This window comes from Pseudomonas sp. RIT-PI-q (assembly GCF_001297125.1).
Lineage (GTDB): Bacteria > Pseudomonadota > Gammaproteobacteria > Pseudomonadales > Pseudomonadaceae > Aquipseudomonas.
This window is the reverse complement of sequence record NZ_LHPC01000026.1, coordinates 1-25,558: the sequence shown is the minus strand read 5'-3', so window position 1 is coordinate 25,558 and position 25,558 is coordinate 1. Positions and strand designations below refer to the sequence as shown.

The 25,558-nt window shown below is 60.0% G+C and carries 24 protein-coding genes; 9 read left to right on the top strand and 15 right to left on the bottom strand.

The annotated features are described in order from the left end of the window. Positions 1-380: 380 nt before the first annotated feature. The 3 genes from AEQ67_RS11490 to AEQ67_RS11480 are packed head-to-tail and all read right to left on the bottom strand — an operon-like array spanning position 381 to position 3,668. Complete coding sequence (locus AEQ67_RS11490) at positions 381-1,385, bottom strand: 4-hydroxythreonine-4-phosphate dehydrogenase PdxA (RefSeq protein WP_059403982.1); 1,005 nt, start codon at positions 1,383-1,385, stop codon at positions 381-383. Next, positions 1,382-2,338 (bottom strand): amidohydrolase family protein, encoded by a 957-nt coding sequence (locus AEQ67_RS11485; protein ID WP_059403981.1) that lies wholly within the window; start codon positions 2,336-2,338, stop codon positions 1,382-1,384. Before AEQ67_RS11485 ends, AEQ67_RS11490 begins: the two co-directional genes overlap by 4 nt. Then, positions 2,331-3,668, bottom strand: coding sequence for an MFS transporter (locus AEQ67_RS11480; protein WP_059403980.1), 1,338 nt, complete (start codon positions 3,666-3,668; stop codon positions 2,331-2,333). The genes AEQ67_RS11485 and AEQ67_RS11480 overlap by 8 nt, the downstream gene beginning before the upstream one ends. Before the next feature lie 581 nt (positions 3,669-4,249). Here AEQ67_RS11480 and AEQ67_RS11475 point away from each other — a divergent pair. The 4 genes from AEQ67_RS11475 to AEQ67_RS11460 all read left to right on the top strand — a co-directional run bounded on the left by AEQ67_RS11475 (position 4,250) and on the right by AEQ67_RS11460 (position 8,387). After that, positions 4,250-5,263 (top strand): Bug family tripartite tricarboxylate transporter substrate binding protein, encoded by a 1,014-nt coding sequence (locus AEQ67_RS11475; protein ID WP_059403979.1) that lies wholly within the window; start codon positions 4,250-4,252, stop codon positions 5,261-5,263. 53 nt (positions 5,264-5,316) lie between these two features. Continuing rightward, complete coding sequence (locus AEQ67_RS11470) at positions 5,317-5,850, top strand: tripartite tricarboxylate transporter TctB family protein (protein ID WP_059403978.1); 534 nt, start codon at positions 5,317-5,319, stop codon at positions 5,848-5,850. Next, positions 5,847-7,376 carry a tripartite tricarboxylate transporter permease gene (locus tag AEQ67_RS11465; RefSeq protein WP_059403977.1) on the top strand — a complete coding sequence of 510 codons (1,530 nt, stop codon included), beginning with the start codon at positions 5,847-5,849 and terminating at the stop codon, positions 7,374-7,376. The genes AEQ67_RS11470 and AEQ67_RS11465 overlap by 4 nt, the downstream gene beginning before the upstream one ends. Before the next feature lie 69 nt (positions 7,377-7,445). Further along, entirely contained in the window at positions 7,446-8,387 is a 942-nt protein-coding gene (locus AEQ67_RS11460) for a LysR family transcriptional regulator (RefSeq protein ID WP_059403976.1), read from the top strand. A 36-nt stretch (positions 8,388-8,423) separates the two neighbouring features. Here the strand turns inward: AEQ67_RS11460 and AEQ67_RS11455 are convergent, their stop codons facing one another. From AEQ67_RS11455 to cysK, 3 genes are all read right to left on the bottom strand, one after another. Continuing rightward, positions 8,424-9,287 (bottom strand): DMT family transporter, encoded by an 864-nt coding sequence (locus AEQ67_RS11455; RefSeq protein ID WP_059403975.1) that lies wholly within the window; start codon positions 9,285-9,287, stop codon positions 8,424-8,426. A 523-nt stretch (positions 9,288-9,810) separates the two neighbouring features. Beyond that, a complete protein-coding gene (locus tag AEQ67_RS11450) occupies positions 9,811-10,749 on the bottom strand; it encodes an aspartyl/asparaginyl beta-hydroxylase domain-containing protein (protein ID WP_059403974.1) in 939 nt (312 codons plus the stop codon). A gap of 276 nt (positions 10,750-11,025) precedes the next feature. Then, the gene (gene cysK, locus AEQ67_RS11445) at positions 11,026-12,000 is read right to left on the bottom strand and encodes a cysteine synthase A (RefSeq protein WP_059403973.1); all 975 of its coding nucleotides are present in this window, start codon (positions 11,998-12,000) and stop codon (positions 11,026-11,028) included. A 97-nt stretch (positions 12,001-12,097) separates the two neighbouring features. On the opposite strand from cysK, the gene AEQ67_RS11440 reads away from it, so the two are divergent. Next, positions 12,098-13,204, top strand: coding sequence for a DUF748 domain-containing protein (locus AEQ67_RS11440; protein WP_442965634.1), 1,107 nt, complete (start codon positions 12,098-12,100; stop codon positions 13,202-13,204). Here AEQ67_RS11440 and AEQ67_RS11435 read toward each other — a convergent pair. Beyond that, positions 13,201-13,704, bottom strand: a complete 504-nt coding sequence (locus AEQ67_RS11435; RefSeq protein ID WP_059403971.1) for a DUF2442 domain-containing protein — start codon at positions 13,702-13,704, stop codon at positions 13,201-13,203. The two genes, AEQ67_RS11440 and AEQ67_RS11435, sit on opposite strands and share 4 nt — an antisense overlap. Continuing rightward, on the bottom strand, positions 13,692-13,922 hold the full coding sequence (locus tag AEQ67_RS11430; RefSeq protein WP_059403970.1) for a DUF4160 domain-containing protein: 231 nt from the start codon (positions 13,920-13,922) through the stop codon (positions 13,692-13,694). The genes AEQ67_RS11435 and AEQ67_RS11430 overlap by 13 nt, the downstream gene beginning before the upstream one ends. Positions 13,923-14,125: 203 nt before the next feature. On the opposite strand from AEQ67_RS11430, the gene AEQ67_RS11425 reads away from it, so the two are divergent. Continuing rightward, positions 14,126-14,971, top strand: a complete 846-nt coding sequence (locus tag AEQ67_RS11425; protein ID WP_010462104.1) for an AAA family ATPase — start codon at positions 14,126-14,128, stop codon at positions 14,969-14,971. A 13-nt stretch (positions 14,972-14,984) separates the two neighbouring features. After that, positions 14,985-16,163, top strand: a complete 1,179-nt coding sequence (locus tag AEQ67_RS11420; RefSeq protein WP_059403969.1) for a vWA domain-containing protein — start codon at positions 14,985-14,987, stop codon at positions 16,161-16,163. 119 nt (positions 16,164-16,282) lie between these two features. Here AEQ67_RS11420 and AEQ67_RS11415 read toward each other — a convergent pair whose 3' ends face one another. From AEQ67_RS11415 to AEQ67_RS11400, 4 genes are all read right to left on the bottom strand, one after another. Further along, the gene (locus AEQ67_RS11415) at positions 16,283-17,209 is read right to left on the bottom strand and encodes a biotin-dependent carboxyltransferase family protein (protein ID WP_059403968.1); all 927 of its coding nucleotides are present in this window, start codon (positions 17,207-17,209) and stop codon (positions 16,283-16,285) included. Further along, on the bottom strand, positions 17,206-17,910 hold the full coding sequence (gene pxpB / locus AEQ67_RS11410; protein WP_059403967.1) for a 5-oxoprolinase subunit PxpB: 705 nt from the start codon (positions 17,908-17,910) through the stop codon (positions 17,206-17,208). Before pxpB ends, AEQ67_RS11415 begins: the two co-directional genes overlap by 4 nt. Continuing rightward, the gene (locus AEQ67_RS11405; RefSeq protein ID WP_059403966.1) at positions 17,907-18,659 is read right to left on the bottom strand and encodes a 5-oxoprolinase subunit PxpA; all 753 of its coding nucleotides are present in this window, start codon (positions 18,657-18,659) and stop codon (positions 17,907-17,909) included. Before AEQ67_RS11405 ends, pxpB begins: the two co-directional genes overlap by 4 nt. A 63-nt stretch (positions 18,660-18,722) precedes the next feature. Beyond that, positions 18,723-20,009: an MFS transporter gene (locus AEQ67_RS11400; RefSeq protein WP_059403965.1), complete on the bottom strand. Its 1,287-nt coding sequence runs from the start codon at positions 20,007-20,009 to the stop codon at positions 18,723-18,725. Between the two features lie 147 nt (positions 20,010-20,156). Here AEQ67_RS11400 and AEQ67_RS11395 point away from each other — a divergent pair, with 147 nt between their 5' ends. Next, on the top strand, positions 20,157-21,071 hold the full coding sequence (locus tag AEQ67_RS11395) for a LysR family transcriptional regulator (protein WP_059403964.1): 915 nt from the start codon (positions 20,157-20,159) through the stop codon (positions 21,069-21,071). Positions 21,072-21,174: 103 nt separating this feature from the next. On the opposite strand, the gene AEQ67_RS11390 is transcribed toward AEQ67_RS11395, so the two are convergent. Genes AEQ67_RS11390 through AEQ67_RS11380 form a run of 3 tightly spaced genes read right to left on the bottom strand, consistent with a single transcriptional unit; the run spans position 21,175 to position 23,037 of the window. Continuing rightward, positions 21,175-21,717, bottom strand: a complete 543-nt coding sequence (locus AEQ67_RS11390; RefSeq protein ID WP_059403963.1) for a DUF2937 family protein — start codon at positions 21,715-21,717, stop codon at positions 21,175-21,177. Positions 21,718-21,729: 12 nt separating this feature from the next. Further along, positions 21,730-22,506, bottom strand: a complete 777-nt coding sequence (locus tag AEQ67_RS11385; protein ID WP_059403962.1) for a class II glutamine amidotransferase — start codon at positions 22,504-22,506, stop codon at positions 21,730-21,732. A gap of 33 nt (positions 22,507-22,539) precedes the next feature. Continuing rightward, positions 22,540-23,037, bottom strand: coding sequence for a hypothetical protein (locus AEQ67_RS11380; protein WP_059403961.1), 498 nt, complete (start codon positions 23,035-23,037; stop codon positions 22,540-22,542). A gap of 214 nt (positions 23,038-23,251) precedes the next feature. On the opposite strand from AEQ67_RS11380, the gene AEQ67_RS11375 reads away from it, so the two are divergent. Next, positions 23,252-25,306 carry a S9 family peptidase gene (locus AEQ67_RS11375; protein WP_059403960.1) on the top strand — a complete coding sequence of 685 codons (2,055 nt, stop codon included), beginning with the start codon at positions 23,252-23,254 and terminating at the stop codon, positions 25,304-25,306. The last annotated feature ends 252 nt before the right edge of the window (positions 25,307-25,558 follow it).

Below are 25,558 nucleotides of genomic sequence, written 5' to 3'. Positions count from 1 at the left end.
ATCGGTCACTGTAGGAGCTGGCTTGCCAACGAAAGCGATCTGACAGTCAGTCAGTGCGTGTCTGTCAGGCCGTCTTCGCTGGCAAGCCAGCTCCTACAGGGGGTTTGGATTGATCACAAAATCGAAATACGGCCTCGGTCACTGTAGGAGCTGGCTTGCCAGCGAAAGCGATCTGACAGTCAGCCAATGCGTGTCTGTCAGGCCGTCTTCGCTGGCAAGCCAGCTCCTACAAGAGGTTTGGATTGATTACAAAATCGAGATACGGCCTCGGTCACTGTAGGAGCTGGCTTGCCAGCGAAAGCGATCTGACAGTCACCTGATGCGTGTCTGACAGGCCGTCTTCGCTGGCAAGCCAGCTCCGACAAGGGTGTTGTGGTGTGTCAGTAGCTGTTGGCGCCCATTCGGCAGGCGATTTCGAAGGCCTGGCGGATGGCCCCGACATTCGCCTTGCCCTGCCCTGCAATGTCGAACGCCGTGCCATGGGCTGGCGTGGTGATCGGAATCGGCAAGCCGCCCTGCACCGTCACTCCACGAGAGAAGCCCATCAACTTGATCGCGATCTGTCCCTGGTCGTGATACATCGTCACCACCGCGTCAAAGGCACTGGCATCGCCCTGGACCTTGAGGAAAATCGTGTCCCCCGGGTACGGCCCTTCGGCCGCAATGCCCAGCGCCTGTGCCGATCGAACCGCAGGGCCAATAATGTCCAGCTCCTCGCGACCGAACGAGCCGTTGTCGCCGTTGTGCGGGTTCAAGCCACACACGCCGATGCGCGGTTTTTCCAGACCGTTGCGCTTGAGCGCGGTGTCGATCAACTGGATCGCTTCCACCACCCGCGCCTGGCTGAGCATCCCCGGCACTTCGGCCAGGGCCACGTGTGAAGTCACCCGCGACGTCCAGAGGTTGTCGAGCACGTTGAACTCGCAGAACGGCCCGTGGAAATCCAGCAGCTCGGCGAACCAGTGCAACTCATCGTTGTGCGCCATGCCGGCCATGTGCAGCGAGGTCTTGTTCAGTGGCCCGAACAACACGGCATCCGTGGTGCCGGCCTCGGTCAGGCGCAGGGCTTTTTCCAGGGTATCGAGGCTGTAGCGGCCACCGATGACACTGGCTTCACTGCGCGGAAATTCGCCGAGGGTATCGCCGCGAAAGTCATAGAACAGTGGCGTGTCATCACGAAACTCCAACTGATCCAGCGACCCCGCGCGACGGTAAGGAAACTCCGTGCCGGCGATGCGCATGCCGCGACGCATTTCCGCCTCATCGGCGATCAGAATCACATTGGCCTGACTGCGTACCTGAGGCTCTGCAAGCAGGCGTGCGATCAGTTCCGGGCCGATGCCTGCCGGGTCACCCAGGACCATGGCGATGGTGGTTTTTTTCATGCTTCACTCCTCAAGGGTTCAGGCCATGTCCGCGCAATGGCGCAAGGCTCGCAGCGATAAACCCGCTGCGCGTTGCTGTAGAAAAGACGCTCCTGATCGGCCTGCGGCAGATCAGCAACGATGGATTTGAAACCGTTGTAAATGTCGTCGAACGAGCCGCACAGGCTGTCCACCGGAAAGTTGCTGGCGAACATCGCGCGGTCGCAACCGAACATGGCGATGACCTCGCGCACGATCCAAGCGTTGTCCTTGGCGCGCCACGCCTGACCAGCCTGGCCCAGGCCAGAAATCTTCACCTGCACGTTCGGCCACTCGGCCAGCCGCGCCATTGCCAAACGCCAACCCGCCAGACCTTCGGCGCTGCGGTCACTGGGCAATCCGGCGTGGTTGAGAATGAGTGTGGTGTCAGGGAAATCCCGGGCCAGGCGTTCGGCTTCATGCAGGTTCCACCAGGGTGTCTGCAAATCGAAATGCAGCCCCAAGCCTTCGAGCGCGGCGAAACTGCGGCGCCAATGTTCGTCGCTCATCAGGCTGCGTACATGGCCAACTTGCGCGGGCGCGGTCGGGCCGCCAGGTTTGTGGCGAACGCTGCGCACGCACTTGAAACTTGCTTGCTCGGTGAGCACTGCGATGGCGTCCGGGTGATCGAGCCAGGCTTGCGCGACGACCGCATTCGGCACGCCGTAACGGGCCGCCAATTGCTCGATGAAACGGGTTTCGCCAATCGGGTCCTGCGGGTTCCATTCAGTCTCGACGTACACCGTTTGCACGACGTTATGAGCGCCGGCATCGGCGAAATAATCCTCGGGAAAATAGCGACGTTTGATCGCGCTGTAGTCACCGTAGCGAAACGGGATGTTGGCGTCGGGCGCCAGCCACGGATGGTCATTGATCGACGGGTCCCAGAAGTGATGATGGGCATCGATTATTGGTCCGCTCCACAACTCAGTCATAACGCACCTCGTCGAGACTGATGAATAAAGTCGCCAATACAAACACCGCCGAACACACCGCAAAGAACCCCAGCACCGGAGCAAATCCACCGGTCATTTGCAGAATGATCCCCACCAGAATCGGCACCGCGATGCCGCCGGTGCTGCCGGCCATGTTCATCACGCCGCCGATCAGTCCGACGCGCGCCGGGGCCGCCAGCAACGCCGGAAAGCTCCAGTAGAGGCTGCCCCACATCAGAAAAAAGGCGGTCATGGCCAACAGCGCCACGGCCGCAAAAGGATTGCTCAGGGTTGGCAGCAACAGGAACGCGCCGAGGGCCACCAGACCGGAAAACGCCAGCAGGCTCTTGACCGCGACACCACGACTGACGCCCTTGCGGATCAACCCGTCGCAAAGGAAACCGCCCGTCAACGAGCCCAACGCACCACAGACGAAGATCACGAACGTCGCCGCGCCGATGCCTTTGATATCGAAGCCGCGAGCCTGCGCCAGATAACTCGGCCCCCACGTCAGCAAGCCGAAATAAACCATCGCCCAGCTGGCCCGACCGATCAGCAAGCCACTGAGGGAACGGGCCGCGATGCCCAAGCCTTTGACTGGCACCCGTGCAGCTTCGGCAGCAGGCGTGGCACGCCCGGCGCTGATCTTGTCGAGTTCTTCGGCATTCACTTGCGGGTGGCTGGCCGGGTCATCACGCAGATAACGCCGCGCCAGCCAGGCCAACACCACCGTCGCGATGCCGGCGATCACAATCGCCAGCCGCCACGAATCCAGCGAAGCGATCAGGTAGGCAATGATCAACCCGCCCAGCGCCACGCCCAACGGGCTGCCGCTGTCCATCAGCACTGCGCCGCGACTGCGTTCGCTCGGCGCCAGCCACAGGGAAATCAGCTTGCCGCCTGAAGGAAACAACGGTGCCTCGGCAGCCCCAAGCGCGACACGGGCGAACAGCAACGACAACCCGCCCGTGGCGAATGCGGCCAGCACCTGAAACGTGCCCCACAACCCGGTGGACCAACTGATGACCCGGTGCGGCCCGAAGCGGTCGATCATCCAGCCGCCGGGAATCTGCAGCAACGCATACGCCCAGAAAAAGCTGCTGAGGATCAGCCCTTGCAGGCTCGGCGACAGGGAAAATTCATGGGCGATGGTCGGCATCGCGATGGACAGCGAAACCCGGTCGATCAGGTTGACCATGGTCAACGCGAAGATGATCGCGAAGATCCGCCAGCGCACGTTGCTGGCTTTGGCGGTGCCGGTCAGCGATGTCGCCGCTACTGGCTGAACACCTGCGCCAGGCAGATGCAGGGAAGCACTGGGACGAGCCATGGTGCGTACCTCGTTTTATTATTGTTGTGCAGATGCAGACATTGACTGTGTAGGAGCCGGCTTGCTGGCGAAAGCGGTGTTTCAGGCGCCGTCAATGTTGACTGATGCGCCGCTTTCGCCGGCAAGCCGGCTCCTACACAGGTCGGGCGTTGTGCCGCGTTTGTCACAGCGTTGGTGAGCAACTATCGAAGGCGCAGTGATAACCGTCTAATCAAAACTTGAAATCAGGCGATAGCCTCGGGTTATGTCATGCCCTGCTTTCAACGACCTTTCAACGTGGCCACGCTTTCTTTTCTGTAGGAGCGAGCTTGCTCGCGATGGTATTCAACGAAAACACGTGCTTCCTGGATAAACGTGGTGCCCTTGAGTCCATCGCGAGCAAGTTCGCTCCTACAGTCGTTAGTCGTTAGTCGTTAGTCGTTAGTCGTTAGTCGTTAGTCGAGCTATAACCCCAGGCTATCGGTGTATGTATTGTTTTGACTAGACGCGACGCCTGCGGCTTCACACACTCAGGCCAGGCTTGCAGCTTTTGAGCAACGACAAGTCACTCATAACAACTACAAAAACGAGGCCCTTCCATCATGCGAAATGCATTCGTCCGTCGCACATCCCGTCTGTTTCTTGGCTGCACGCTGGTTGCCACTGGCGCCCTTCCCGCCCTCGCTCACGCCTGGCAACCGGACAAGAACGTCGAAATCGTCGTCGCCGGTGGCCCCGGTGGCGGCACCGACCAGCTTGGTCGGCTGATCCAGTCGATCATCACCACGCACAAGTTCCTCGACGTTAATACCATCGTCCTGAACAAGGGCGGCGGCAACGGCGCCGAAGCGTTCCTCGACCTGAAAATGAACAAGGGCGATCCAGAGAAACTGGTGATCGGCACCAACAACATCTACCTGTTGCCGCTGGTGTCCAAGCTCGGCTACCAATGGCAGGAACTGACCCCGATCGCCGCCGTGGCCGAGGACGACTTCATTCTCTGGAGCTACAAAGACGCACCGTGGAAGGACGCCAAAGGGTTCTATGAAGCGGTCAAGGCCGACCCGTCAAACCTGCGCATGGGCGGCAGTCAGTCCAAGGATGTCGACCAGACCCTGACCCTGCTGCTGAACCAGACCACTAACAGCAAACTGGTGTACATCCCGTTCAAGAGCGGCAGTGAAGCCGCGACCCAACTGGCCGGCAAACACATTGCCGCCAACGTCAACAACCCCAGCGAAAGCATCAGCCAATGGCGCGGCGACCAGGTCGAACCGCTCTGCGTGTTCAGTAAAGAGCGGATGGGCTATACCGAGAAAGTGGCGGGTGACAAATCCTGGGCCGACGTTCCAACCTGCCACGAACAGGGCCTGGGCATCGATCAATACCGCTTCCCGCGCACCGTATTCATGCCCGGCGAAGTCACCGCCGAACAGCGCGCGTTCTATGTCGAGCTGATGCGCAAAGTCACCGAAACTCCGGAGTTCAAAGCCTACGTCAAGCAGAACGCGCTGGTGCCGACCTTCCTCGAAGGTGAGCCGCTGACCGCCTACATTGAAAAAGACACCGCCCGTGTCACGCCGGTGTTCAAAGAGGCCGGCTGGCTGAAAAACTGAGTTGTGCACGGCCGTCCGCATACGCACGGCCGTCTCCTGCTGGAGGTGTTTTCATGTCCCATTCTTCGGATTCACCGGCGCTGGTCGGCACCCGCTGGGTCGAGCTCGGCCTGGCACTCTTCACCACGCTGATCGGCGCGGTGGTGATGTTCGGCAGCCTCGAACAGGGTATCGGCTGGGGCGATTCCGGCCCTGAGCCGGGTTACTTCCCTTTCTACATTGGCCTGCTGCTGAGCGCCGCCAGCGTCGCCAATGGCGTGTTGACCCTGGTGCGCTGGCACGCCCTGAGCATTTCGTTCGTCAGCCGCACGGCGTTCAAGCAAGTGCTGTCGGTGTTCATTCCGATTGTGCTGTTCGTTGGCGCAATGCCATTCACGGGCATCTACGTGGCGTCGGCCTGCTTCATCGCCTGGTTCATGTGGCGCGACAAGGTCCGCGCCAAGCCATACGGCAAGTTGATGATCGGCAGCGTGTCCCTCGGCGCGGTGCTGGCCAGCTACCTGATTTTCGCGCTGTGGTTCAAGGTCCCGCTGGATGCCGGCCCGATGGGCGACTGGATTGCCCTGGCCGGGAGAAATTTCAAATGAGCGAGTTCGATTCCCTGCTGCAAGGCATGAACCTGATCCTGACCCCGGGCCACATCGGCCTGATGGTGATCGGCGTGCTGCTGGGTATTCTGGTCGGCGTGTTGCCCGGCCTCGGCGCCCCCAATGGCGTGGCGTTGCTGCTGCCGCTGACGTTCACCATGTCGCCGGTGTCGGCGATCATCCTGCTGTCGTGCATGTATTGGGGCGCGCTGTTCGGCGGCTCGATCACCTCGATTCTGTTCAACATCCCCGGTGAGCCCTCATCGGTGGCGACCACCTTCGACGGCTACCCGATGGCCCGTGAAGGCCGCGCCGCCGAAGCCCTGACCGCCGCGTTCAGTTCGGCGCTGATCGGCGCCCTGGCCGGGGTGTTGTTGCTGACGTTCCTGTCGACGCGGATTGCCGCGTTCGCCATGTCCTTCAGTTCGCCGGAGTTTTTTGCGGTGTACCTGCTGGCGTTCTGCACCTTTATCGGCATGAGCAAAAACCCGCCGCTGAAAACCGTGGTCGCGATGATGATCGGCTTCGCCATGGCCGCCGTCGGCATGGACACTGTGTCGGGCAACCTGCGCCTGACTTTCGATCAACCGATGCTGATGACCGGTATCAGCTTCGAAGTGGCGGTGATCGGCCTGTTCGGCATCGGCGAAATCCTCTGCACCGTTGAGGAAGGCCTGGTGTTCCGTGGCGAGCATGCGCGCATCACACCGATGATCATCCTGCGCACCTGGGCCAAGTTGCCGCGCTACTGGTGGACCATTGTTCGTAGCACGCTGGTCGGTTGCTGGATGGGCATCACGCCGGGTGGGCCGACCGCGGCATCGTTCATGAGCTACAGCCTGGCGCGGCGCTTCTCGAAGAACCGCGACAACTTCGGCAAGGGTGAACTCGAAGGCGTGATCGCCCCGGAAACCGCTGACCACGCCGCCGGCACCAGCGCACTGCTGCCAATGCTGACCCTGGGCATTCCCGGTTCGGCGACAGCAGCGGTGATGCTCGGTGGCTTGATGATCTGGGGTCTGCACCCTGGCCCGACGCTGTTCGTCGAGCAGCATGATTTTGTCTGGGGCCTGATCGCCAGTATGTACCTGGGCAACGTCGTGAGCCTGATTGTGGTGTTGGCTACCGTGCCGCTGTTTGCCTCGATCCTGCGCATTCCGTTCTCGATCATTGCGCCGATTATCATCATGGTCTGCACCATCGGCGCCTACTCGGTGCACAACTCGTTCTTCGACGTGGTGCTGATGCTGGGCTTCGGCGCGCTGGGGTATCTGTTCAAGAAACTCGGTTACCCGATCGCTCCGCTGGTATTGGCGGCGGTGCTGGGGGACAAGGCTGAAGACGCGTTCCGGCAGTCGATGCTGTTCTCTGACGGGCACTTGGGGATTTTCTGGTCCAACCCATTGGTCGGCTGCCTGACCACGGCGGCGCTGTTGATGCTGTTCTGGCCGCTGATTTCCAAGGCGCTGCAAACCCTGATGGGCCTGCGCAAACCCCACGTCGCCAAGCCAAAATCGGTGCTGTGACACAGCAATGCTGGCAACGCCTGACATTTGTTGTCAGGCTTGCCGCAGTCCCTTTTGCGAGCACGGCCCATGACCCGAATTCCTGCTGCCAATGTGATCCACAGTCGACTGCGTCTGCGCCAACTGCGGCTGATGCTGGCGTTGCAGGAATTCGGCTCGTTGCGCCGCGCCGCCGACCATATCGGCATGACCCAACCGGCCGCGACCAAGATGCTCCACGAAGCCGAGGATTTGCTCGGCGTCGAACTGTTCGAACGCTTGCCTCGGGGCATGCGCTCTACCCCGTTCGGGGAAACCGTCATCTACTACGCGCGCATGGTGTTTGCCGAAATCAGCGGCATGCGTGAAGAACTGGTGGCGCTTGAATCCGGCAACCTCGGCCGGGTGGCGGTCGGGGCGATTCCGGCGCTGGCCTCGGGGCTGCTGACCCGGACCATCGCGACCTTGAAGCAAAGCCATCCGCGGCTGTCCATGAGCATCCAGGTCGACACCAGCGACGTGCTGGTACAGGCCCTTTTGCAGGATCAACTGGACATCGTGCTGGGGCGGATTCCGGTCGGCGCGCGGGCCGAAGAATTGCTGTTCGACAGCCTCGGCGAAGAAGCCTTGTGCGTGATCGCCGGCGCGCAAAATCCACTGGCGCAGGAGAAACAACTGAGCTGGGCAGAACTGCAGCACATGACGTGGGTGCTGCAACAGCATCCAAGCCCGATGCGCGCGATCATCAATCAGGTGTTTCACAATGCGCGGGTCGACATCCCCAGCAGCATCGTCGAAACCACGTCGATCATGACCTTGCTCTCATTGATACAGCAGACCGACATGCTCGGCGTCACGCCGGTGTCGGTGGTCGAGGATTATCCCGGTCGGGATTTGCTGGCGGTGTTGCCGGTCAAGTTCGAAGCGCGGCTGCCGCCGTATGGGCTGATCACCCGGCGTCATCGCATTCAATCCTCGGCGATGCAGGCGTTTATGAATTCGGTACGGGCCGAACATGCGCTGGCCAAATAAAAAAGGCCTGGAGCACTGCCCCAGGCCTTTTCGGATTTACGCTGTTTTACGGAAGACAAACCCCAGACCGACAATAATCAGCAGCATGCCCAGGATGCTCAATGCCGCCAACCGGTTACCGAAAATCAGGTAGTCCATGACCGCCGTCACCGCCGGCACCAGGTAAAACAGGCTGGTGACATTCACCAGATTGCCTCGCGCGATCAAGCGGTACAGCAACAAGGTCGCCAACACCGACACTACCAATCCCATCCACAACACCGGCACGATGAAACCGCTGCTGTGTTCGAAGTGAAACGGCTGGAACGGCACGAACATCCCGCAGAGCAACAGCCCGGCCAGGTACTGCACCGGCAGCGTGCCGAGGGGATTGTCGGTGATGCGTTTCTGCATGATCGAGCCGAACGTCATGCTTGCCAGCGCCAGCAATCCGAAGAGCATGCCGGCCAGTGACATGCCGGCCAGACCGATGCCCTGGTAGACCACCATGATCAACCCGGCCAGGCCCAGCGCCAGACCGAACATCCGGCTCCATGAGCGCTGACGTTCCATCAGCACCACGGTGAGGATCGGTTGCACGCCCATGATCGTGGCCATGACACCGGGCGTCACTTTCAGGTCGAGGGCCAGCAGATAAAAAATCTGATAAGCCCCCAGCAACACCACGCCCGTGGCCATCGCATACAACATCGGCTTGCCGCCCTTGGGCTGTTTCAGTTTGAGCAACGGCACCAGCAGCACCAGGCCGCACAGCGCGATGGCAAAACGGAACAGCAGAAACGCAAAGGGTGATGCGTGGGCCAGGCCCCATTTGGAAAAGATCGCCCCGCTGCTCCACAGCAAAACGAACAGGCTCGTGGACGCCGCCGCGAGCGCGGACTTCTTGGAAAGGACAAACATGAATACCACCTGTAGTCAGGCAAAATGCCAACTCAGCCGAAGCTGAAATTCAGTAGTTTTTTGTGGCGGGCGCGGGGGACAGCAAAGAGCAGCTGAGCAGCCCGAAACGCCAACGCCCGGCGGGGATACGACTGCGCACACCGGCGGGCTACTGACAGGTGGGGGGTAATGACTGATCTGCACAGGCTGCTGATTCCCGCACGGCACGACGCCAGCGTTGACCGCTGAATCGACTACCGCGTTGATGAGGGATGCAGGCATTGGGCTGATCTTTTTTTGATGGGGAGGAAATCACCGAGCGCCGACTATAACCAGCGCGAGACAAGAATTGCAATGGCCAGCCGCAACGCACCCCTTGTAGCAGCTGGCGAAGCCTGCGTTCGGCTGCGCAGCAGTCGTGAAACCTGAGCACGCGGTCTTCCTGAAACACCACGTCGCCTGATTTTACGACTGCTGCGCAGCCGAACGCAGGCTTCGCCAGCTGCTACAGGGAGGGGGTTCGCCTGAGATTTTTGTGTTCGGATCAGCCAAACAACCAATACCCCAACAACGTCAGCACCACCACCGCCAACACTGGCCGCAGCACGCGGTAGGCTTTGGGGTTGCGACGTTTCCACTGTTTGACCACACCGCTGAATTTATCGCTGGAGTTCTTGCTCCAGGCATAAGCCTGGTTGATTCCGCCAACGCGTTCATCATCAAGGTTCTGCGGCGCAGTCGCGCGGCCCAGCCAGCCGCTGATCCAGCGGTTGATGCGGGTCATGACGCGGTTGCTCAGCGGTCGTTCAATGTCGCAGAACAGGATGACCCGGGTCTTGTCGGTTTCGTTCTTGACCCAATGCACGTAGGTTTCGTCGAACATCACGTCTTCGCCATCGCGCCAGGCGTATTCCTGACCGTCGACGAAGATGCGGCAGTCGTCAGAGTTCGGCGTCGACAGTCCCAGGTGATAACGCAGGGAACCGGCAAACGGGTCACGGTGCGGGTTAAGGTGGCTGCCGCCCGGCAGCAACGCGAACATGGCGCCTTTGACATTGGGAATGCTGCTGACCAGTGCCACGGTTTTCGGGCACAGGGCTTCGGCCGATGGCAGGGGTTTGTCGTACCACTTGAGGTAGAAACGCTTCCAGCCTTTCTTGAAAAACGAGCCAAAACCGGCGTCGTTGTTCTTTTCGGCGGCGCGGATGTAGCCCTCGTCAAACAGGTGCATCGCCTCGTCGCGGATGACTTCCCAGTTGTCCTTGAGCACGTCCAGCTCCGGGAACTTGCTGCGGTCCAGGTAGGGCTTGGACGGTACGCCGGAAAACAGGTACATCAATGCGTTGTAAGGCGCGAACAGTGCCGAATGGTTGACGAACTGACGCAGGACCGGCAATCGCGCCTTGCCGCGCAAATGCACATAGAGAGTGCTGCCGAGAAACAGCAGCAATAGCGACGCCTTTGCGGCAAAGGAAAAGGTCATCCACAACTCCTTGAGAATAAAACAACTCTGCACAACGCCATTTACCCGACGTGGCAGCCGGCCATGATAAACATTACCGGCCACGGGAAAAACCCGCATAACTCAACATTCAATGTTAAGGATTGTGCAATAAAGCACTTCTTAACATAGGGCACCTGAACAGGGGCTGACCTGAGTCAGCTTATTCATTTTCCAGACCGTTGCGTGGCATTCGCGGGCAAGACTCGCTCCTACAGGAGCGAGGCGTATTCGCGATGGCGCCAACCAAACTCGGTGTTACTGGTGGTTCTCCTGTTCGGTAAACAGGTCACTGAACAACATGCTCGACAGGTAACGCTCACCGGAATCCGGCAGGATCACCACGATGGTCTTGCCCTGCATCTCCGGCGTTTCTGCCATGCGTACCGCCACAGCCATGGCAGCGCCACAGGAAATACCACACAAAATCCCTTCTTCCTGCATCAAGCGCAGGGCCATGGCCTTGGATTCCTCGTCGCTGACCAATTCGACCCGATCGACCATCGACAGGTCCAGGTTCTTCGGCACAAAACCGGCGCCGATGCCCTGGATCTTGTGAGGACTCGGCTTGATCTCCTCGCCCGCCATCGCCTGGGTAATCACCGGCGATACCGCCGGTTCCACCGCCACCGAGATGATCGGTTTGCCCTGCGTATTCTTGATATACCGCGAAACCCCGGTAATGGTTCCGCCGGTTCCGACACCTGCCACCAAAACGTCGACAGAACCGTCGGTGTCGTTCCAGATTTCCGGGCCGGTGGTTTTTTCGTGAATGGCCGGGTTGGCCGGGTTTTCAAACTGCGACGGCATGAAGTAGGCAGACGGATCGCTGGCAACAATTTCAGCGGCCTTTTCGATCGCGCCTTTCATGCCCTTGGCTGGCTCGGTCAGGACCAGTTCGGCACCCAGTGCCTTGAGCACTTTGCGTCGCTCGATGCTCATGGACGAAGGCATGGTCAACATCAATTTGTAACCGCGAGCGGCGGCCACGAAGGCCAGGCCAATGCCGGTATTGCCGGAAGTCGGTTCGACGATGGTCATGCCAGGCTTGAGTTTGCCGGTGCTTTCGGCGTCCCAGATCATGCTCGCGCCGATCCGGCACTTGACTGAATATCCGGGGTTACGCCCTTCGATCTTGGCCAGGATGGTAACGCCGCGCGGCGCGATGCGGTTGATCTGCACCAGCGGTGTATTGCCAATGGAATGGGCGTTGTCAGCGAAAATACGGCTCATGGCTGGGTCCTTATACAGCGTTGAATAAGGTCCCCACGGTATGCCTGTTGCCCGTGGGCGTCCAGTCGGGTCGAACGTCCGCTGAACGCCGCAGTCAATGGCTTTACATAGCCGGAGAACTGCCACCATGAAGCGTCGATACAGTTGGCCCCTGTGGACCCTCGCGGGCCTCGTCGTGCTGCTGGTTGCCCTGCACGTCGCCCTGCCCTACATGGTGCGCAACTACCTGAACGAAAAACTGGCGGACATGGGTGACTACCGTGGCCAGATCACCGACGTCGACCTGGCGCTGTGGCGCGGCGCCTACAAAATCAACGGACTGAAAATCGTCAAGGTCGACGGCAAGGTCCCGGTGCCCTTCGTCAATGCGCCGCTGATCGATCTCTCGGTCAGTTGGCACTCGCTCTGGTACGACCACGCGGTGGTGGCCGAGGTGCAGTTCATCAAACCCGAGGTGAACTTCGTCGATGGCGGCGCCAACAAACAGAATTCCCAGACCGGTCGAGGCACCGACTGGCGCGCGCAACTGGGCAAGTTGCTGCCGATCACCTTGAACGAAGTGCGCATTGACGACGGCAAGATCAGCTTTCGGAATTTCAGTTCCAAACCCCCCGTCAATATGAACGCCACCCAGGTCAACGCCAGTATTTACAACCTGACAAACGTGGTCGACACCGAAGGCAAACGTGACGCTCGTTTCGAAGGCAAGGCGTTATTGCTGGGACACGCGCCATTGGAAACCACCGCGACCTTCGATCCGCTGAGCAATTTCGAAGACTTCCAATTCCGGCTGCGGGCCAAGGACATCGAACTCAAACGCATGAACGACTTCGCCTCGGCTTATGGCAAGTTCGACTTCAATGCCGGTCACGGTGACGTGGTGATTGAGGCACAGGCCAAAAAAGCTCAATTAACCGGTTACATCAAGCCGCTGTTGAAAGACGTTGATGTGTTCAATTGGCAGCAGGACGTGGAAAACAAGGACAAAGGACTTTTCCGCTCCATTTGGGAGGCCATTGTCGGCGGCGGCGAAACCGTGCTGAAAAATCAGGGCAAGAACCAGTTTGCGACTCGTGTTGAATTGAGCGGCAACGTGCATAGACAAGATATCAGCGCGTTCCAGGCGTTTTTGCAGATTTTACGCAATGGTTTCATTCAGGCGTTCAACGCCCGGTACGAACGGCCGAAGCCGGACACCGGTTAAGGTTTGCGTGTAACGGTGTAGCGACCGGTTTCTTCCGCTGCCCGTGCCGGGTTCGCTTGCTGCTGCAGGAAGTCCCAGCCCAGGCAGGCCAGCGCCAACGATCGGGGCACGGCTTCACGACCACTGCTGTAGCGGGTGATGCTTCGGGCACTGACGCCCAGCGCCTCGGCGGCCTGATTGAGCGGTAAGCCGGTGCGAGCACGCCAGTCGATGAAGATCCGGGTGTTTTCGTCCGAGGCATTTTGCGCGAGCGCATCCAGATACAAGGTGTCGGCGCCAATCTGGATATCCCGTTCAGGCCACTCGACACACCAACCCTCATCGCCCAGGGTTGCACTGTTAAATGCGTGATCCACTAGCAAGGGTTGCAACCCTGGAAAGGCGTGCAAATCGCGACTCAAATCGAGCGTCAGTTGCTGACCGTCGATAAAAGTCAGTGCGAGACGGTAATCCGGCAATGCCTGCACGGCCGACAGCCGTGGTCGCTTCATGGGTAACATCGTTTCCAATCCTCCAGCAATTGCACCTGATGGGCCCTGACCCACTCCAGCGCTTCCTTGATAATCAGCGGCGGTGCCCTGCCCACCATCACTTCGAGGGTTATTAGGCAAAGCATCACATCGAGCCCGCCACCGGTGAGGTGGACATGGGGCGGCGGATGATCCTTCTCGCGCAACTGAATGCGATACGTATCTCGAAACCGATATTTAGTAGACATGCCCGGCAAGCTATCGCCAATATGGCGATAGCTCAATACTGGCCAGCAGCCGAGACTGAGTCAAGATGTGACGCCCCATTCAGAGACTGAATAAGCCGTCTGCGTTCACAGTCGACCGGGCACCGCGTTATAGTCGGGTACTACAACTTATTGCGCCCCGCCCTGCCTCGTTCAGGTCGGCGTTACCGTTCGAGGATTAGCAGATGAAGTTCGAAGGCACCCAGGCCTACGTCGCCACCGATGACCTGAAGCTGGCGGTCAACGCCGCCATCACTCTGGAACGTCCATTGCTGGTCAAGGGCGAACCGGGCACCGGCAAGACCATGCTCGCCGAACAACTGGCCGAGTCCTTTGGCGCGAAGCTGATCACCTGGCACATCAAGTCCACCACCAAGGCGCATCAGGGCCTGTACGAGTACGACGCGGTCAGCCGCCTGCGCGACTCGCAACTGGGCACCGAAAAGGTCCACGACGTTCGCAACTACCTGAAAAAGGGCAAGCTCTGGGAGGCTTTCGAATCCGAAGAGCGGGTAATTCTGCTGATCGACGAAATCGACAAGGCCGACATCGAGTTCCCGAACGACCTGCTGCAAGAACTCGACAAGATGGAGTTCTACGTTTACGAGATCGACGAGACCATCAAGGCCAAGAAACGCCCGATCATCATCATTACCTCCAACAACGAGAAAGAGCTGCCGGACGCTTTCCTGCGCCGTTGCTTCTTCCACTACATCGCCTTCCCGGATCGCGTGACGCTGCAGAAGATCGTCGACGTGCATTACCCGAACATCAAGAAAGACCTGGTCAGCGAAGCGCTGGACGTGTTCTTCGACGTGCGCAAGGTGCCGGGCCTGAAGAAGAAACCATCGACCTCCGAACTGGTGGACTGGCTGAAACTGTTGATGGCCGACAACATCGGCGAAGCCGTGCTGCGCGAACGCGATCCGACCAAGGCCATTCCGCCGCTGGCCGGTGCCCTGGTGAAGAACGAACAGGACGTGCAACTGCTTGAGCGCCTGGCGTTCATGAGCCGTCGCGGCACCCGCTAAGAGGCTGATCGCCATGCTGCTCAACCTGTTCAATGAAATGCGCGCCGCCAAGGTGCCGGTCTCGGTGCGCGAGCTGCTGGACCTGATCAACGCGCTGAAACAGCGCGTGACCTTCGCCGACATGGACGAGTTTTATTACCTGTCCCGGGCGATTCTGGTGAAGGACGAAAAGCATTTCGACAAATTCGACCGGGCCTTCGGAGCCTACTTCAATGGCCTGGAAAAGCTCGACGATCACCTTCAGGCGCTGATCCCGGAAGACTGGCTGCGCAAGGAATTCGAACGTTCCCTGACCGACGAAGAACGGGCCGCAATCCAGTCCCTCGGCGGTCTGGACAAGCTGATCGAAGAGTTCAAGAAACGCCTCGAAGAGCAGAAAGAACGCCATGCCGGCGGCAACAAATGGATCGGCACCGGCGGCACCAGCCCATTCGGCTCCGGTGGCTTCAACCCCGAAGGCATTCGGGTTGGCGATGCCGGCAAGCGCCAGGGCAAAGCGGTCAAGGTCTGGGATCAACGCGAGTACAAGAACCTCGACGACTCGGTCGAGCTGGGCACGCGCAACATCAAGGTCGCCCTGCGTCGACTGCGCAAATTCGCCCGCCAGGGGGCGGCGGAAGAGCTGGACATCGATGGCACCATCGACCATACCGCCAAGGATGCCGGCCTGCTGAACATCCAGATGCGGCCGGAGCGACGCAACACCGTCAAGCTGTTGCTGCTGTTCGACATCGGCGGCTCGATGGATGCCCACGTGAAAATCTGCGAGGAATTGTTCTCGGCCTGCAAGACCGAGTTCAAGCACCTTGAGTACTTCTACTTCCACAACTTCGTTTATGAATCGGTGTGGAAGAACAACATGCGCCGCACGTCGGAGCGCACGTCTACCCAGGACTTGCTGCACAAATATGGCGCTGACTACAAAGTGATTTTCATTGGTGATGCCGCCATGGCGCCCTACGAAATCACCCAGGCCGGCGGCAGTGTCGAGCACTGGAACGAAGAAGCCGGTTACGTGTGGATGCAGCGCTTCATGGCGAAGTACAAGAAGGTCATCTGGATCAATCCGTATCCGAAAGATACGTGGGGTTATACGTCTTCGACCAATATCGTTCGGGACTTGATCGACGACCAGATGTACCCGCTGACGTTGCGGGGATTGGAGGAAGGGATGCGGTTTCTTTCAAAGTAATCTTCGCAGCCCTTCAGGCCCCCATCGCGGGCAAGCCCGGCTCCCACAGGGATTGATGTCGTTCACAAATATGTGAGCCACCCCAAACCCTGTGGGAGCCGGGCTTGCCCGCGATGCTTTTAACGGTTCAAAAATCGGCGCAAATACTCGACCTGTTCGCGATGCGCGACATCCTGCACCACCGGCTTCAACCTCACCGTAGCCCCCGGCAAACACTGCGCCAGCCGCGCCAAGGCCAACGGCGTCAACGCCCCCAATCGCGGATAGCCGCCGATGGTCTGCCGATCATTGAGCAATACAATCGGCTGCCCATCCGGTGGCACCTGGACCGCGCCCAGCGGGATGCCTTCGGAAATCATCGGTTTGCCCTGATACTGCAAAGCCGTTCCCAGCAAGCGAATGCCCATCCGGTCGGCACGGCTGTCGAGGGTCCAGGCACTGTTGAACGCGTCGAACAAACTCTGGCCACTGAACTCGCCGATTTGCGCACCGAGTACCAGGTCAAGCGGCGCATCCAGTTTTAAATTCGGTACATGCTCGTGCGGCAACTCCCGCAGCAACAACAACGCACTGCCCGAATAGCTCAACGACGCGCCTTTGGCCAACGCCCGGCCCAGGCCATCCAGCCCACCGAGTTCTTCACGGACCACCGTCGCGCTGCTGCCCAGTACCTTGGGCGCATCAAATCCGCCCGGTGCGGCCAGGTAAGCCCGAGCGCCCAGCAACGGCTGAGTGAACTGCAATCGCTGGCCTTTGTTCAGCCGGAAGCTGCGCCAAGGCGCTAAGGCTTCGCCATTCACTTGTGCGCCAAGATCCGCTCCGGCCAGTGCCAGCACGCAATCGTCCTCGGCCACTACGGTGAACCCGCCAAGGGTGATTTCGATCACCGGCGCATCCAGCCCATTGCCCAGCAGCCAATTAGCCCAGGACATCGATCGCCAATCCAGCCCGCCGCCCTGGGTCACGCCCAAGTGCCGCACGCCGAAACGGCCCGCGTCCTGCAACAGGCACAGCGGTGTACTGGCTTCAATGGATAGACGGCTCATGCCTGCGCCTCCAGTGGCGTGTCGTCACCGCCCAGGTTGATGAATTCGGCGTGACTGACCGCTTCGAAGCGCACCGTGTCGCCCGGTTGCATCAGGCTGTAGCCGTCGCGTTCGCGGTCGAACAGTTTGGCCGGTGTGCGGCCGATCAGGTTCCAGCCGCCAGGAGACACCACCGGATAAGCCGCCGTCTGGCGTTCGGCGATACCGACACTGCCGGCAGCGACTTTCTTGCGTGGAGTATTCAGACGCGGCGCGGCGAGCACTTCTTCCACCAGCCCCATGAAGGCAAACCCCGGCGCAAAGCCCAGCGCGAATACCTGGTACTCACGTTCGCTGTGACGACAGATCACCTCCTCCACCGTCAGCCCGCTGCGCTTGGACAACAGACTCAGCTCCGGGCCAACACTCAAGTCGTACCAGACCGGCAAAACATGGCATTTGCCGCCAATACTGGCGTTTGGCGAAAGATCGATCAAAGCTTGCGCGATCAATTCCCGAGCCTGAGACGGATTCAGCGCGGTCAGATCGTAATGCACCATTAACGTCGTATAGGACGGCACCAGGTCGATCAGATGCCCGGCGAACGCCGCACGCAGACTTTCGCTGGCAGCGAGCATCCACGGCATGTTGGCCTCGGCAATCTCATCGAACAGACGCACCATCAGGCAATCCAGCGCGACCACTTCCACGCGCAGTTTCATGGCGCGCTCTGCCGATTCAAGGCATCACGAATACGCCGCACCGCGGCGACCGAACTGGCGTTGTCGCCGTGTACGCACAGGGTATTGGCCTGCAAGTGCAAGGGGCTGCCGTCGCTGGCGATCAGATCGCCGCCACGGGCAATGGTCAGCGCCTGCTCGATGATTTTCTCGGGATCGTGATGCACCGCACCCGGCAGTTGCCGCGACACCAGCATGCCCGCGCTGTCGTAAGCGCGATCGGCAAAGGCTTCGAACCACAGGATTACGCCATATTCATCGCCCATTCGCTGGGCGGCGCTGTTGTCGCGAGTGGCCATCAGCATCAGCGGCAATTGCCGGTCGTAGGACGCCACGGCCTGCAGCACTGCGCGCAATTGCGCCGGGTTGGCCATCATGTCGTTGTACATCGCACCGTGGGGTTTGACGTAACTCAGGCTTCCGCCCTGGGCCCGGCAGATACCGTCGAGGGCGCCGATCTGGTAATGCAGAATGTCTTGAAGTTCCTGCGCGGTGTAGGCCATGGAACGCCGGCCGAAGCCCACCAGGTCTTGATAGGCCGGATGCGCGCCGATCTGCACGCCATTACTCAGGGCCAGGCTGACCGTCTTGCGCATGATGCTCGGGTCGCCAGCGTGGAAGCCGCAGGCGATGTTGGCACAATCGATGAAGGGCATGACCTCGGCGTCCAGACCCATGGTCCAGTTGCCGAAACTCTCGCCGATGTCGCAGTTCAATAGCAGGCGGCTCATGCTGAACACTCCTGTAGGCATATTGTTTTTTTACTGCCGGGCAGATACCCCGCAGATTATCAGTTACTCGGCGTCCAGTTGCTTGCCACGGGTTTCCGGCAGGCTCAGCGCCGCGAGGATGACCACCCCGTAGGAAACCGCCGCGAAAGCCCCGATGCCCACGCTCAGTGGCACTTTCTGGCTGAGCAAACCGACCAGCAGCGGGAACAACGCCGCCAGCGCCCGGCCGATGTTGTAGCAAAAGCCCTGGCCCGAGCCTCGAATCCGCGTTGGAAACAACTCGGTCAAAAACGCACCCCTGCCACTGAAAATACCCGAAGCGAAGAAGCCCAGCGGAAAGCCCAGCCAGAGCATCACAGCGTTGCTGACCGGCAACTGGGTGTAGAGCAGAACGATGGTGAACGAGCCGACCGCGAACAGAATAAAGTTCTTCTTACGGCCAAGGATGTCAGTCAAATACGCGCTGATGACATAGCCGACGTAGGAACCGACGATCACCATCGCCAGATAACCACCCGTGCCGAGTACGCTCAAGCCGCGTTCGTTCTTCAGAAAAGTCGGCAGCCAAGACGTGATTGCGTAGTAGCCGCCCAGTGCACCGGTGGTCAGCACCGAAGCGCGAATCGTGGTGAAGAGGATGCCGGGGGCAAAGATCTCGTAGAACTTCGCCGGGTTGCTCGGTTCCTGCCTGGCTTTGGCTTCGCGATAAATCTCAGGGTCTTTGACCAGACGACGAACGAAGATCACGAAAATCGCCGGCACGATGCCGAGGATGAACAGCGCGCGCCAGGCGTCTTCCGGCGGCATGATCGAGAACAGCAGTGCATACAGAATCGCCGTCAGCCCCCAACCCAGCGCCCAGCCCGATTGCACCATGCCCACCGCTTTGCCGCGGTCCTTGGCGCGAATCACTTCGCCCATCAGCACGGCGCCAGCGGTCCATTCACCGCCGAAACCGAAGCCCATCAAGGTGCGGCTGATCAGCAGTTGCTCGTAGTTTTGGGCGAAGCCACACAGGAAAGTGAAGAAGGCGAACCACAGCACGGTGAGTTGCAAGGTGCGTACGCGGCCGATGCGGTCGGAGAGAATCCCCGCCACCCAGCCGCCGATGGCCGAGGCAATCAGGGTGCTGGTGTGAATCAGCCCGGCCTCGCCGGTGGTGATGCCCCACATGGCAATCAGGGTCGGCACCACGAAGCTGAGCATCTGAGTGTCCATGCCGTCCAGGCCATAGCCGATCTTGCAGCTCCAGAACGTGCGGCGTTCCTGCTGATTGATGTTTTTGTACCAGTCGAAAGGACCCGGGCGAGCCGTGGCTTTCGGGATGGCTGTGGTGTCGGGCGCACTCATGGCAAATCTCCGCGCTGATTTTATTGGTATTGTTCTGAGCCCCGACGACGCCTATCGTGGGAACCGGATGCGTCGATTTTTGGGCGCCCGGCCCTTCTACGTCCAACTAATAAAACCCCGGCCTATGCATAAGAAAAAGTTGATCGCATGAACCTGAAATTTCTCGAGACCTTCGTCTGGGTCGCCCGTCTCAAGAGTTTTCGCCTGACGGCAGACAAGCTCTTCACCGCCCAGGCGTCGATTTCCAGCCGCATCGCGGTGCTCGAAGGCGAGCTCGGCGTGAAGCTGTTCCTGCGCGATTCACGCGGCGTGAGCCTGACACCCGAAGGCTTGAAAGTGCTCGATTATGCCGAGCAGATGATGGACACCATGCAAGCCCTCAAGCAGTCGATCGAAACCCGTTCGAGCAAGGTCGGACGCGTGCGGATCGGCGTCATGGACACGGTCATTCACACGTGGCTGAGCCCATTGGTAGCACAGATGATGGATCACTATCCGCTGGTGGAAATCGAGCTGGTGGCCGATACCTCGCTCAACCTCTGCGATCAACTGCAAAAAGGTTTTCTCGACCTGATCCTGCAAACCGACCTGCTGCGCCAGGAAAGCGTGCGCAGCCTGGAACTGGCCAGCCATCCCATGGGCTGGATCGTGGCCAGTAATTCGATCTACAACCGCGAGTATTCGGGCATCGCCGACCTGGCTCGGGAACGGATCATTACGTACTCGAAAAACTCCCATCCGCATCAGGAAATTCTAGCCCTGATGCAGGCCGGTGGTGTTGTGACACCACGCCTGAACTGCGTGAACTCGGTGTCGGCGATTACCCGCTTGCTGCGGGACGGCTTCGGCATCGGCGCGTTGCCGCCGGTATTGGTCGCCGAGGAGCTGGCGCGGGGGGAATTGACCTTGCTGGCGATCGATCAACGACCGCCGGATTTGCAGGTGGTGGTGTCGTGGCGCACGGGCGTGGAGTGGGTCGAGGAGATTGTTGCGTTGTGCCAGCAAGTGCTGAAGGGGTATGCGCGCAAGGTGGGTGAAAACTACATCGTCTTGAGTCGTTGAAGATCAAAAGATCGCAGCCTCGTTTCACTCGACAGCTCCTACAAGGGTCTTGCATTCCCCTGTAGGAGCTGTCGAGTGAAACGAGGCTGCGATCTTGGACGGATCAAAGACCGCGCACATCGCGATCTTCGATCGGGCGGCTCTGGCGCAGGCGTTTGCCGCCCAGCACCACCCAGTCGATCAGTCGGAACAGGCACTCGATGCCGAACGACAGCAGCAACGCGCCGCTCATGCCCCAGATCATCGCTTCCGGCGTCAGCAGGATCTGGTAGCTGTAGCCATTCCAGGTTTCCTTGCGGATATCCGGGTCGGCGGCCAGCGCCACTTGCAGGAAGCGGATGTACCACGGGCCCTGCATGGCCTGGAATTGCTTGTCGAGAGCGATCTGACGGGTAAGCAAGGTACTCAGGCTGTCGGCATCGCTGCGAAAGATCGGATCTTCGCTGGCGCGGTAATGGGCGACCAACGCCTGCATGTCACCCTTGAAGAACTGATTGGCCGTGCCCTGAAAACCACTCAAAGAGGTCTGCGCTTCAATCAGATGCGCTTCGACCCGCTTGGCGTAATCGCTGATGAAACCCGGCACCTGGACACCGATCAACAGGCCCGCGGCGAACAGCACCAGCCGTAGATAACTGAGCAACATGGGGCAGAGTCCTTATTCGGTCTTGCCCTGGCTGACGCATTCACCGCGTCGCCAGAGGCTCCATTGGCCCGGTTCGTAGCGGGTCCAGGTTTCATTTTCAGTCAGGGGTTCGGTGGCGATCACCGTGACCACATCGTTGGGCGTGGTTTCAGCCTGGAAGTCGACGATCACATCGACATCCTTCAAGCGCGCCGGGCCGAACGGTGCGCGACGGGTAATCTGCGCCAATTTGGTCGAGCAATAGCAGAACAGCCAATCGCCATCGCTGAGCAGGCAGTTGAACACGCCTTTGCTGCGGTATTCGGCGCAGGCGGCCACCAGGTCCGGCAGCAGCGCTTCGATCTCTACCGGTTCGGGGAACGCTGCGCGCACCCGGTTGAGCAAATCGCAGAACGCCGCTTCGCTGTCGGTATCGCCGACCGGGCGGTAGAAACTCTTGATGGGTTCAAAGTCCGCGAGCTGGCCGTTGTGGGCGAAGCACCAGTTGCGCCCCCACAGTTCGCGCACGAACGGATGGGTATTGGAGAGGCAGACCTTGCCGACGTTGGCCTGGCGGATGTGGCCGATCACCACTTCGCTCTTGATCGGGTAGCGCTGCACCAGGTTCGCCACTTCCGATTCGCTGCTCGCGGCCGGGTCCTGGAACAATCGCAGGCCACGGCCTTCATAGAAAGCGATGCCCCAACCGTCACGGTGCGGCCCGGTGCGCCCACCTCGCTGCATCAGCCCGGTGAAGCTGAACACGATATCGGTCGGCACATTGGCGCTCATGCCCAACAATTCACACATGTTCGGATTCTCGATTCAAGGCAAGGGGCAAGGTTACAACCGTGGTTCTACGCGCATACGCTGAGGATTGCTCGGGACCGGTGGACGACCGTAACGATCATCACCGGCACCACCGAAAGGCTGATCGTCTTCCGGTTCGTCGGCTCGGGCCGCAGCCTTGGCGGCGGCCGCCTGTTCCTTGCGAGCCCTGGAGGCGCGTTCGATGGGGAAACGGATCGCCACGAACACCAGGTAAATGCCGAAGGCGATCATGCCGTACATCAACAGATCGGAAATCGCCCGCCAGGCGTTGTTGCCGACCTTGAAGGCGAGGTCCAGGGCCGTAATGGCAATGGCCGGGGCGACTTTTTCCTTCACCGGATCGATGATGGTCGGGCTGAACAGCAACACGGCCACCAACAGCCGCAGCGGTTCACGCAGCCAACGCCACATCCAGCGGGTCAAGCGCATCCACACCAACAGGCAGCCCAAAGCGGCAAAGGCGTAGAGGCCCCAAGCGATCAGATAGTCGTTCTCGGTCATGGTGTCCATGGCAAGGCAGGCAAAGAGGCGCTTATAGTAACGACTTTTCGCACATCAGGCTTGCCCCAATGCCAGTCGGTCGGGACACGAAACCTGTAGGAGCGAGCTTGCTCGCGATAGCGGTGTGTCATTGAGCGTCAATGGCGACTGACACTCCATCGCGAGCAAGCTCGCTCCTACACTGTGTGAAGCCCCTATTCCGTACATTGTTCGAGAGTCTTTCATGCCCCTATCCGCCAACGTTTCCGACGCGCCCATTGCCCACAAGGCTGAAGGTTCTGACCCGTATGCCTGGCTGCAGGAGCGCGACACCCCTTTGGTGCTGGACTACCTGAACGCTGAAAATCGCTATCAGGAGGCGCAAACCGCCGATCAGGCCGAACTGCGCGAGACCCTGTTCGAAGAGATCAAGGGGCGGATTCTCGAAACCGACCTGTCGCTGCCCTCCCCGTGGGGCCCATACCTGTATTACACGCGCACCACGGCCGGTGACGAATACGCCCGTCATTACCGCTGCCCGCGCCCGGCCGACGACAGCCTGCAGCTCGACGAAAGCCAGGAACAACTGCTGCTGGACCCGAACGAACTGGCCAAGGGCGGTTTTTTCTCCCTCGGCGCCTTCAGCATCAGCCCCGACCACCAGCGCCTGGCCTACAGCCTCGACACCACCGGCGATGAGATTTACACGCTGTTCGTGAAGGAATTATCCAGCGGACGTGTCAGCGAACTGGAATTCCAGGACTGCGACGGCAGCATGACCTGGGCCAATGACAGCCTGACGCTGTTCTTTGGCGAACTGGACGACACCCACCGCCCGCACAAACTGTTCCGCTATCGGCTGGACGGCACGGCGGCCGAAGAAGTGTTCCATGAGACCGACGGTCGCTTCTTCATGCATTGCTACCGCTCGAGTTCGGAGCAGCAATTGCTGCTGTCCGTGGGCAGTAAAACCACCAGCGAAGTCTGGGTCCTCGACGCTTTCCTGCCGCAGCAGGCCTTTACCTGCATCGCGCCGAGGGTTGAAGACCATGAGTACGACGTCGACCACGGCGCCCTCGACGGCGCATGGACCTGGTTCATTCGCACCAACCGCGACGGCATCAACTTCGCCTTGTACACGGCGGTCGACACCGGCGCCGCGCCGACCGAAGCCGACTGGCAGAACCTGATCCCGCACAGCGCCACCACGATGATCGAAGGCATGAGCCTGAATACCGGGGCCATGACCCTGAGCCTGCGTGAAGGCGGCTTGCCGATCATCGAAGTCCACCCGCAAGACCTGCCGAGCTACCGTGTGCAACTACCGGATGCGGCGTACAGCCTGCACGTGCAGAACAGTCTGGAATTCGTCAGCGACAAGATCCGCCTGCGTTATGAGGCGTTGAACCGTCCGGCGCAAATCCGCCAGCTTGAGTTGGGTAGCGGCGAGCAAAAGGTCCTCAAGGAAACCCCGGTGCTCGGCCCGTTCGACGCTGATGCCTACGTCAGCCAGCGCCTCTGGGCTACCGCACCGGACGGTACGCAAGTGCCGATCAGCCTGGTGGTCAAACGTGAAGCACTCGGAAAACCCACACCGCTTTATCTGTATGGCTACGGCGCTTACGGCGAAAGCCTCGACCCGTGGTTCTCCCATGCCCGTCTCAGCTTGCTGGATCGCGGCGTGGCGTTTGCCATTGCGCACGTGCGTGGCGGCGGTGAACTCGGGGAGGCCTGGTATCGCGCCGGCAAGCAGGAACACAAGCACAACACCTTCAGCGACTTCATTGCCTGCGCCGAACACCTGATTGCCAACGGCTTCACCACCTCTCGACAACTGGCGATCAGCGGTGGCAGCGCCGGTGGGCTGCTGATCGGCGCGGTGCTTAACCAGCGTCCGGAACTGTTCGCTGCGGCGATTGCCGAAGTGCCGTTCGTCGACGTGCTCAACACCATGCTCGACCCGGACCTGCCGTTGACCGTCACCGAATACGACGAATGGGGCAATCCGCAAGAGCCGGACGTCTATGAGCGGATCAAGGCCTACGCCCCGTACGAAAACGTCACCGCACAGGCGTATCCCGCCACGCTAGTGATCGCCGGCTACAACGACAGTCGCGTGCAGTATTGGGAAGCGGCGAAGTGGGTGGCGAAATTGCGCGCGACCAAAACCGACACCAATCCCCTGTTGCTCAAGACTGAATTGGGCGCCGGGCATGGCGGGATGAGCGGTCGCTATCAGGGATTACGTGACGTAGCACTCGAATATGCATTTGTTTTCAAGGTTCTGGGCATCGCCTGAGGAACTTGGCCCGGCGTGCCGGTCTTAAGACCTGACACCGGGCCCGATCCAACACACTTTCCCTGTGGGAGCGGGCTTGCCCGCGATAGCGGCGGCACATTCAACATCAATGTCGAATGTTATCGCCTCATCGCGGGCAAGCCCGCTTGTATGGTAGGACTTGAAGGGAGGAGGAGGGACAAAGCCCGATTCTGACTGTTGACGCAGTACAGATCCGTGGGAGATTTCGCCTCTCCTCCTTTCACCCAAGCG

Coding starts and splice junctions, on each gene's coding strand:
- AEQ67_RS11380 (WP_059403961.1), bottom strand. CDS start 23,037: ATGGACACCATGACCGAGAACGACTATCTGATCGCTTGGGGCCTCTAC.
- AEQ67_RS11460 (WP_059403976.1), top strand. CDS start 7,446: ATGACCCGAATTCCTGCTGCCAATGTGATCCACAGTCGACTGCGTCTG.
- AEQ67_RS11385 (WP_059403962.1), bottom strand. CDS start 22,506: ATGTGTGAATTGTTGGGCATGAGCGCCAATGTGCCGACCGATATCGTG.
- AEQ67_RS11425 (WP_010462104.1), top strand. CDS start 14,126: ATGAAGTTCGAAGGCACCCAGGCCTACGTCGCCACCGATGACCTGAAG.
- AEQ67_RS11430 (WP_059403970.1), bottom strand. CDS start 13,922: ATGTCTACTAAATATCGGTTTCGAGATACGTATCGCATTCAGTTGCGC.
- AEQ67_RS11485 (WP_059403981.1), bottom strand. CDS start 2,338: ATGACTGAGTTGTGGAGCGGACCAATAATCGATGCCCATCATCACTTC.
- AEQ67_RS11450 (WP_059403974.1), bottom strand. CDS start 10,749: ATGACCTTTTCCTTTGCCGCAAAGGCGTCGCTATTGCTGCTGTTTCTC.
- AEQ67_RS11470 (WP_059403978.1), top strand. CDS start 5,317: ATGTCCCATTCTTCGGATTCACCGGCGCTGGTCGGCACCCGCTGGGTC.
- AEQ67_RS11455 (WP_059403975.1), bottom strand. CDS start 9,287: ATGTTTGTCCTTTCCAAGAAGTCCGCGCTCGCGGCGGCGTCCACGAGC.
- AEQ67_RS11475 (WP_059403979.1), top strand. CDS start 4,250: ATGCGAAATGCATTCGTCCGTCGCACATCCCGTCTGTTTCTTGGCTGC.
- AEQ67_RS11480 (WP_059403980.1), bottom strand. CDS start 3,668: ATGGCTCGTCCCAGTGCTTCCCTGCATCTGCCTGGCGCAGGTGTTCAG.
- AEQ67_RS11400 (WP_059403965.1), bottom strand. CDS start 20,009: ATGAGTGCGCCCGACACCACAGCCATCCCGAAAGCCACGGCTCGCCCG.
- AEQ67_RS11440 (WP_442965634.1), top strand. CDS start 12,098: ATGGCTTTACATAGCCGGAGAACTGCCACCATGAAGCGTCGATACAGT.
- pxpB (WP_059403967.1), bottom strand. CDS start 17,910: ATGAAACTGCGCGTGGAAGTGGTCGCGCTGGATTGCCTGATGGTGCGT.
- AEQ67_RS11435 (WP_059403971.1), bottom strand. CDS start 13,704: ATGTTACCCATGAAGCGACCACGGCTGTCGGCCGTGCAGGCATTGCCG.
- AEQ67_RS11375 (WP_059403960.1), top strand. CDS start 23,252: ATGCCCCTATCCGCCAACGTTTCCGACGCGCCCATTGCCCACAAGGCT.
- AEQ67_RS11465 (WP_059403977.1), top strand. CDS start 5,847: ATGAGCGAGTTCGATTCCCTGCTGCAAGGCATGAACCTGATCCTGACC.
- cysK (WP_059403973.1), bottom strand. CDS start 12,000: ATGAGCCGTATTTTCGCTGACAACGCCCATTCCATTGGCAATACACCG.
- AEQ67_RS11420 (WP_059403969.1), top strand. CDS start 14,985: ATGCTGCTCAACCTGTTCAATGAAATGCGCGCCGCCAAGGTGCCGGTC.
- AEQ67_RS11490 (WP_059403982.1), bottom strand. CDS start 1,385: ATGAAAAAAACCACCATCGCCATGGTCCTGGGTGACCCGGCAGGCATC.
- AEQ67_RS11405 (WP_059403966.1), bottom strand. CDS start 18,659: ATGAGCCGCCTGCTATTGAACTGCGACATCGGCGAGAGTTTCGGCAAC.
- AEQ67_RS11395 (WP_059403964.1), top strand. CDS start 20,157: ATGAACCTGAAATTTCTCGAGACCTTCGTCTGGGTCGCCCGTCTCAAG.
- AEQ67_RS11390 (WP_059403963.1), bottom strand. CDS start 21,717: ATGTTGCTCAGTTATCTACGGCTGGTGCTGTTCGCCGCGGGCCTGTTG.
- AEQ67_RS11415 (WP_059403968.1), bottom strand. CDS start 17,209: ATGAGCCGTCTATCCATTGAAGCCAGTACACCGCTGTGCCTGTTGCAG.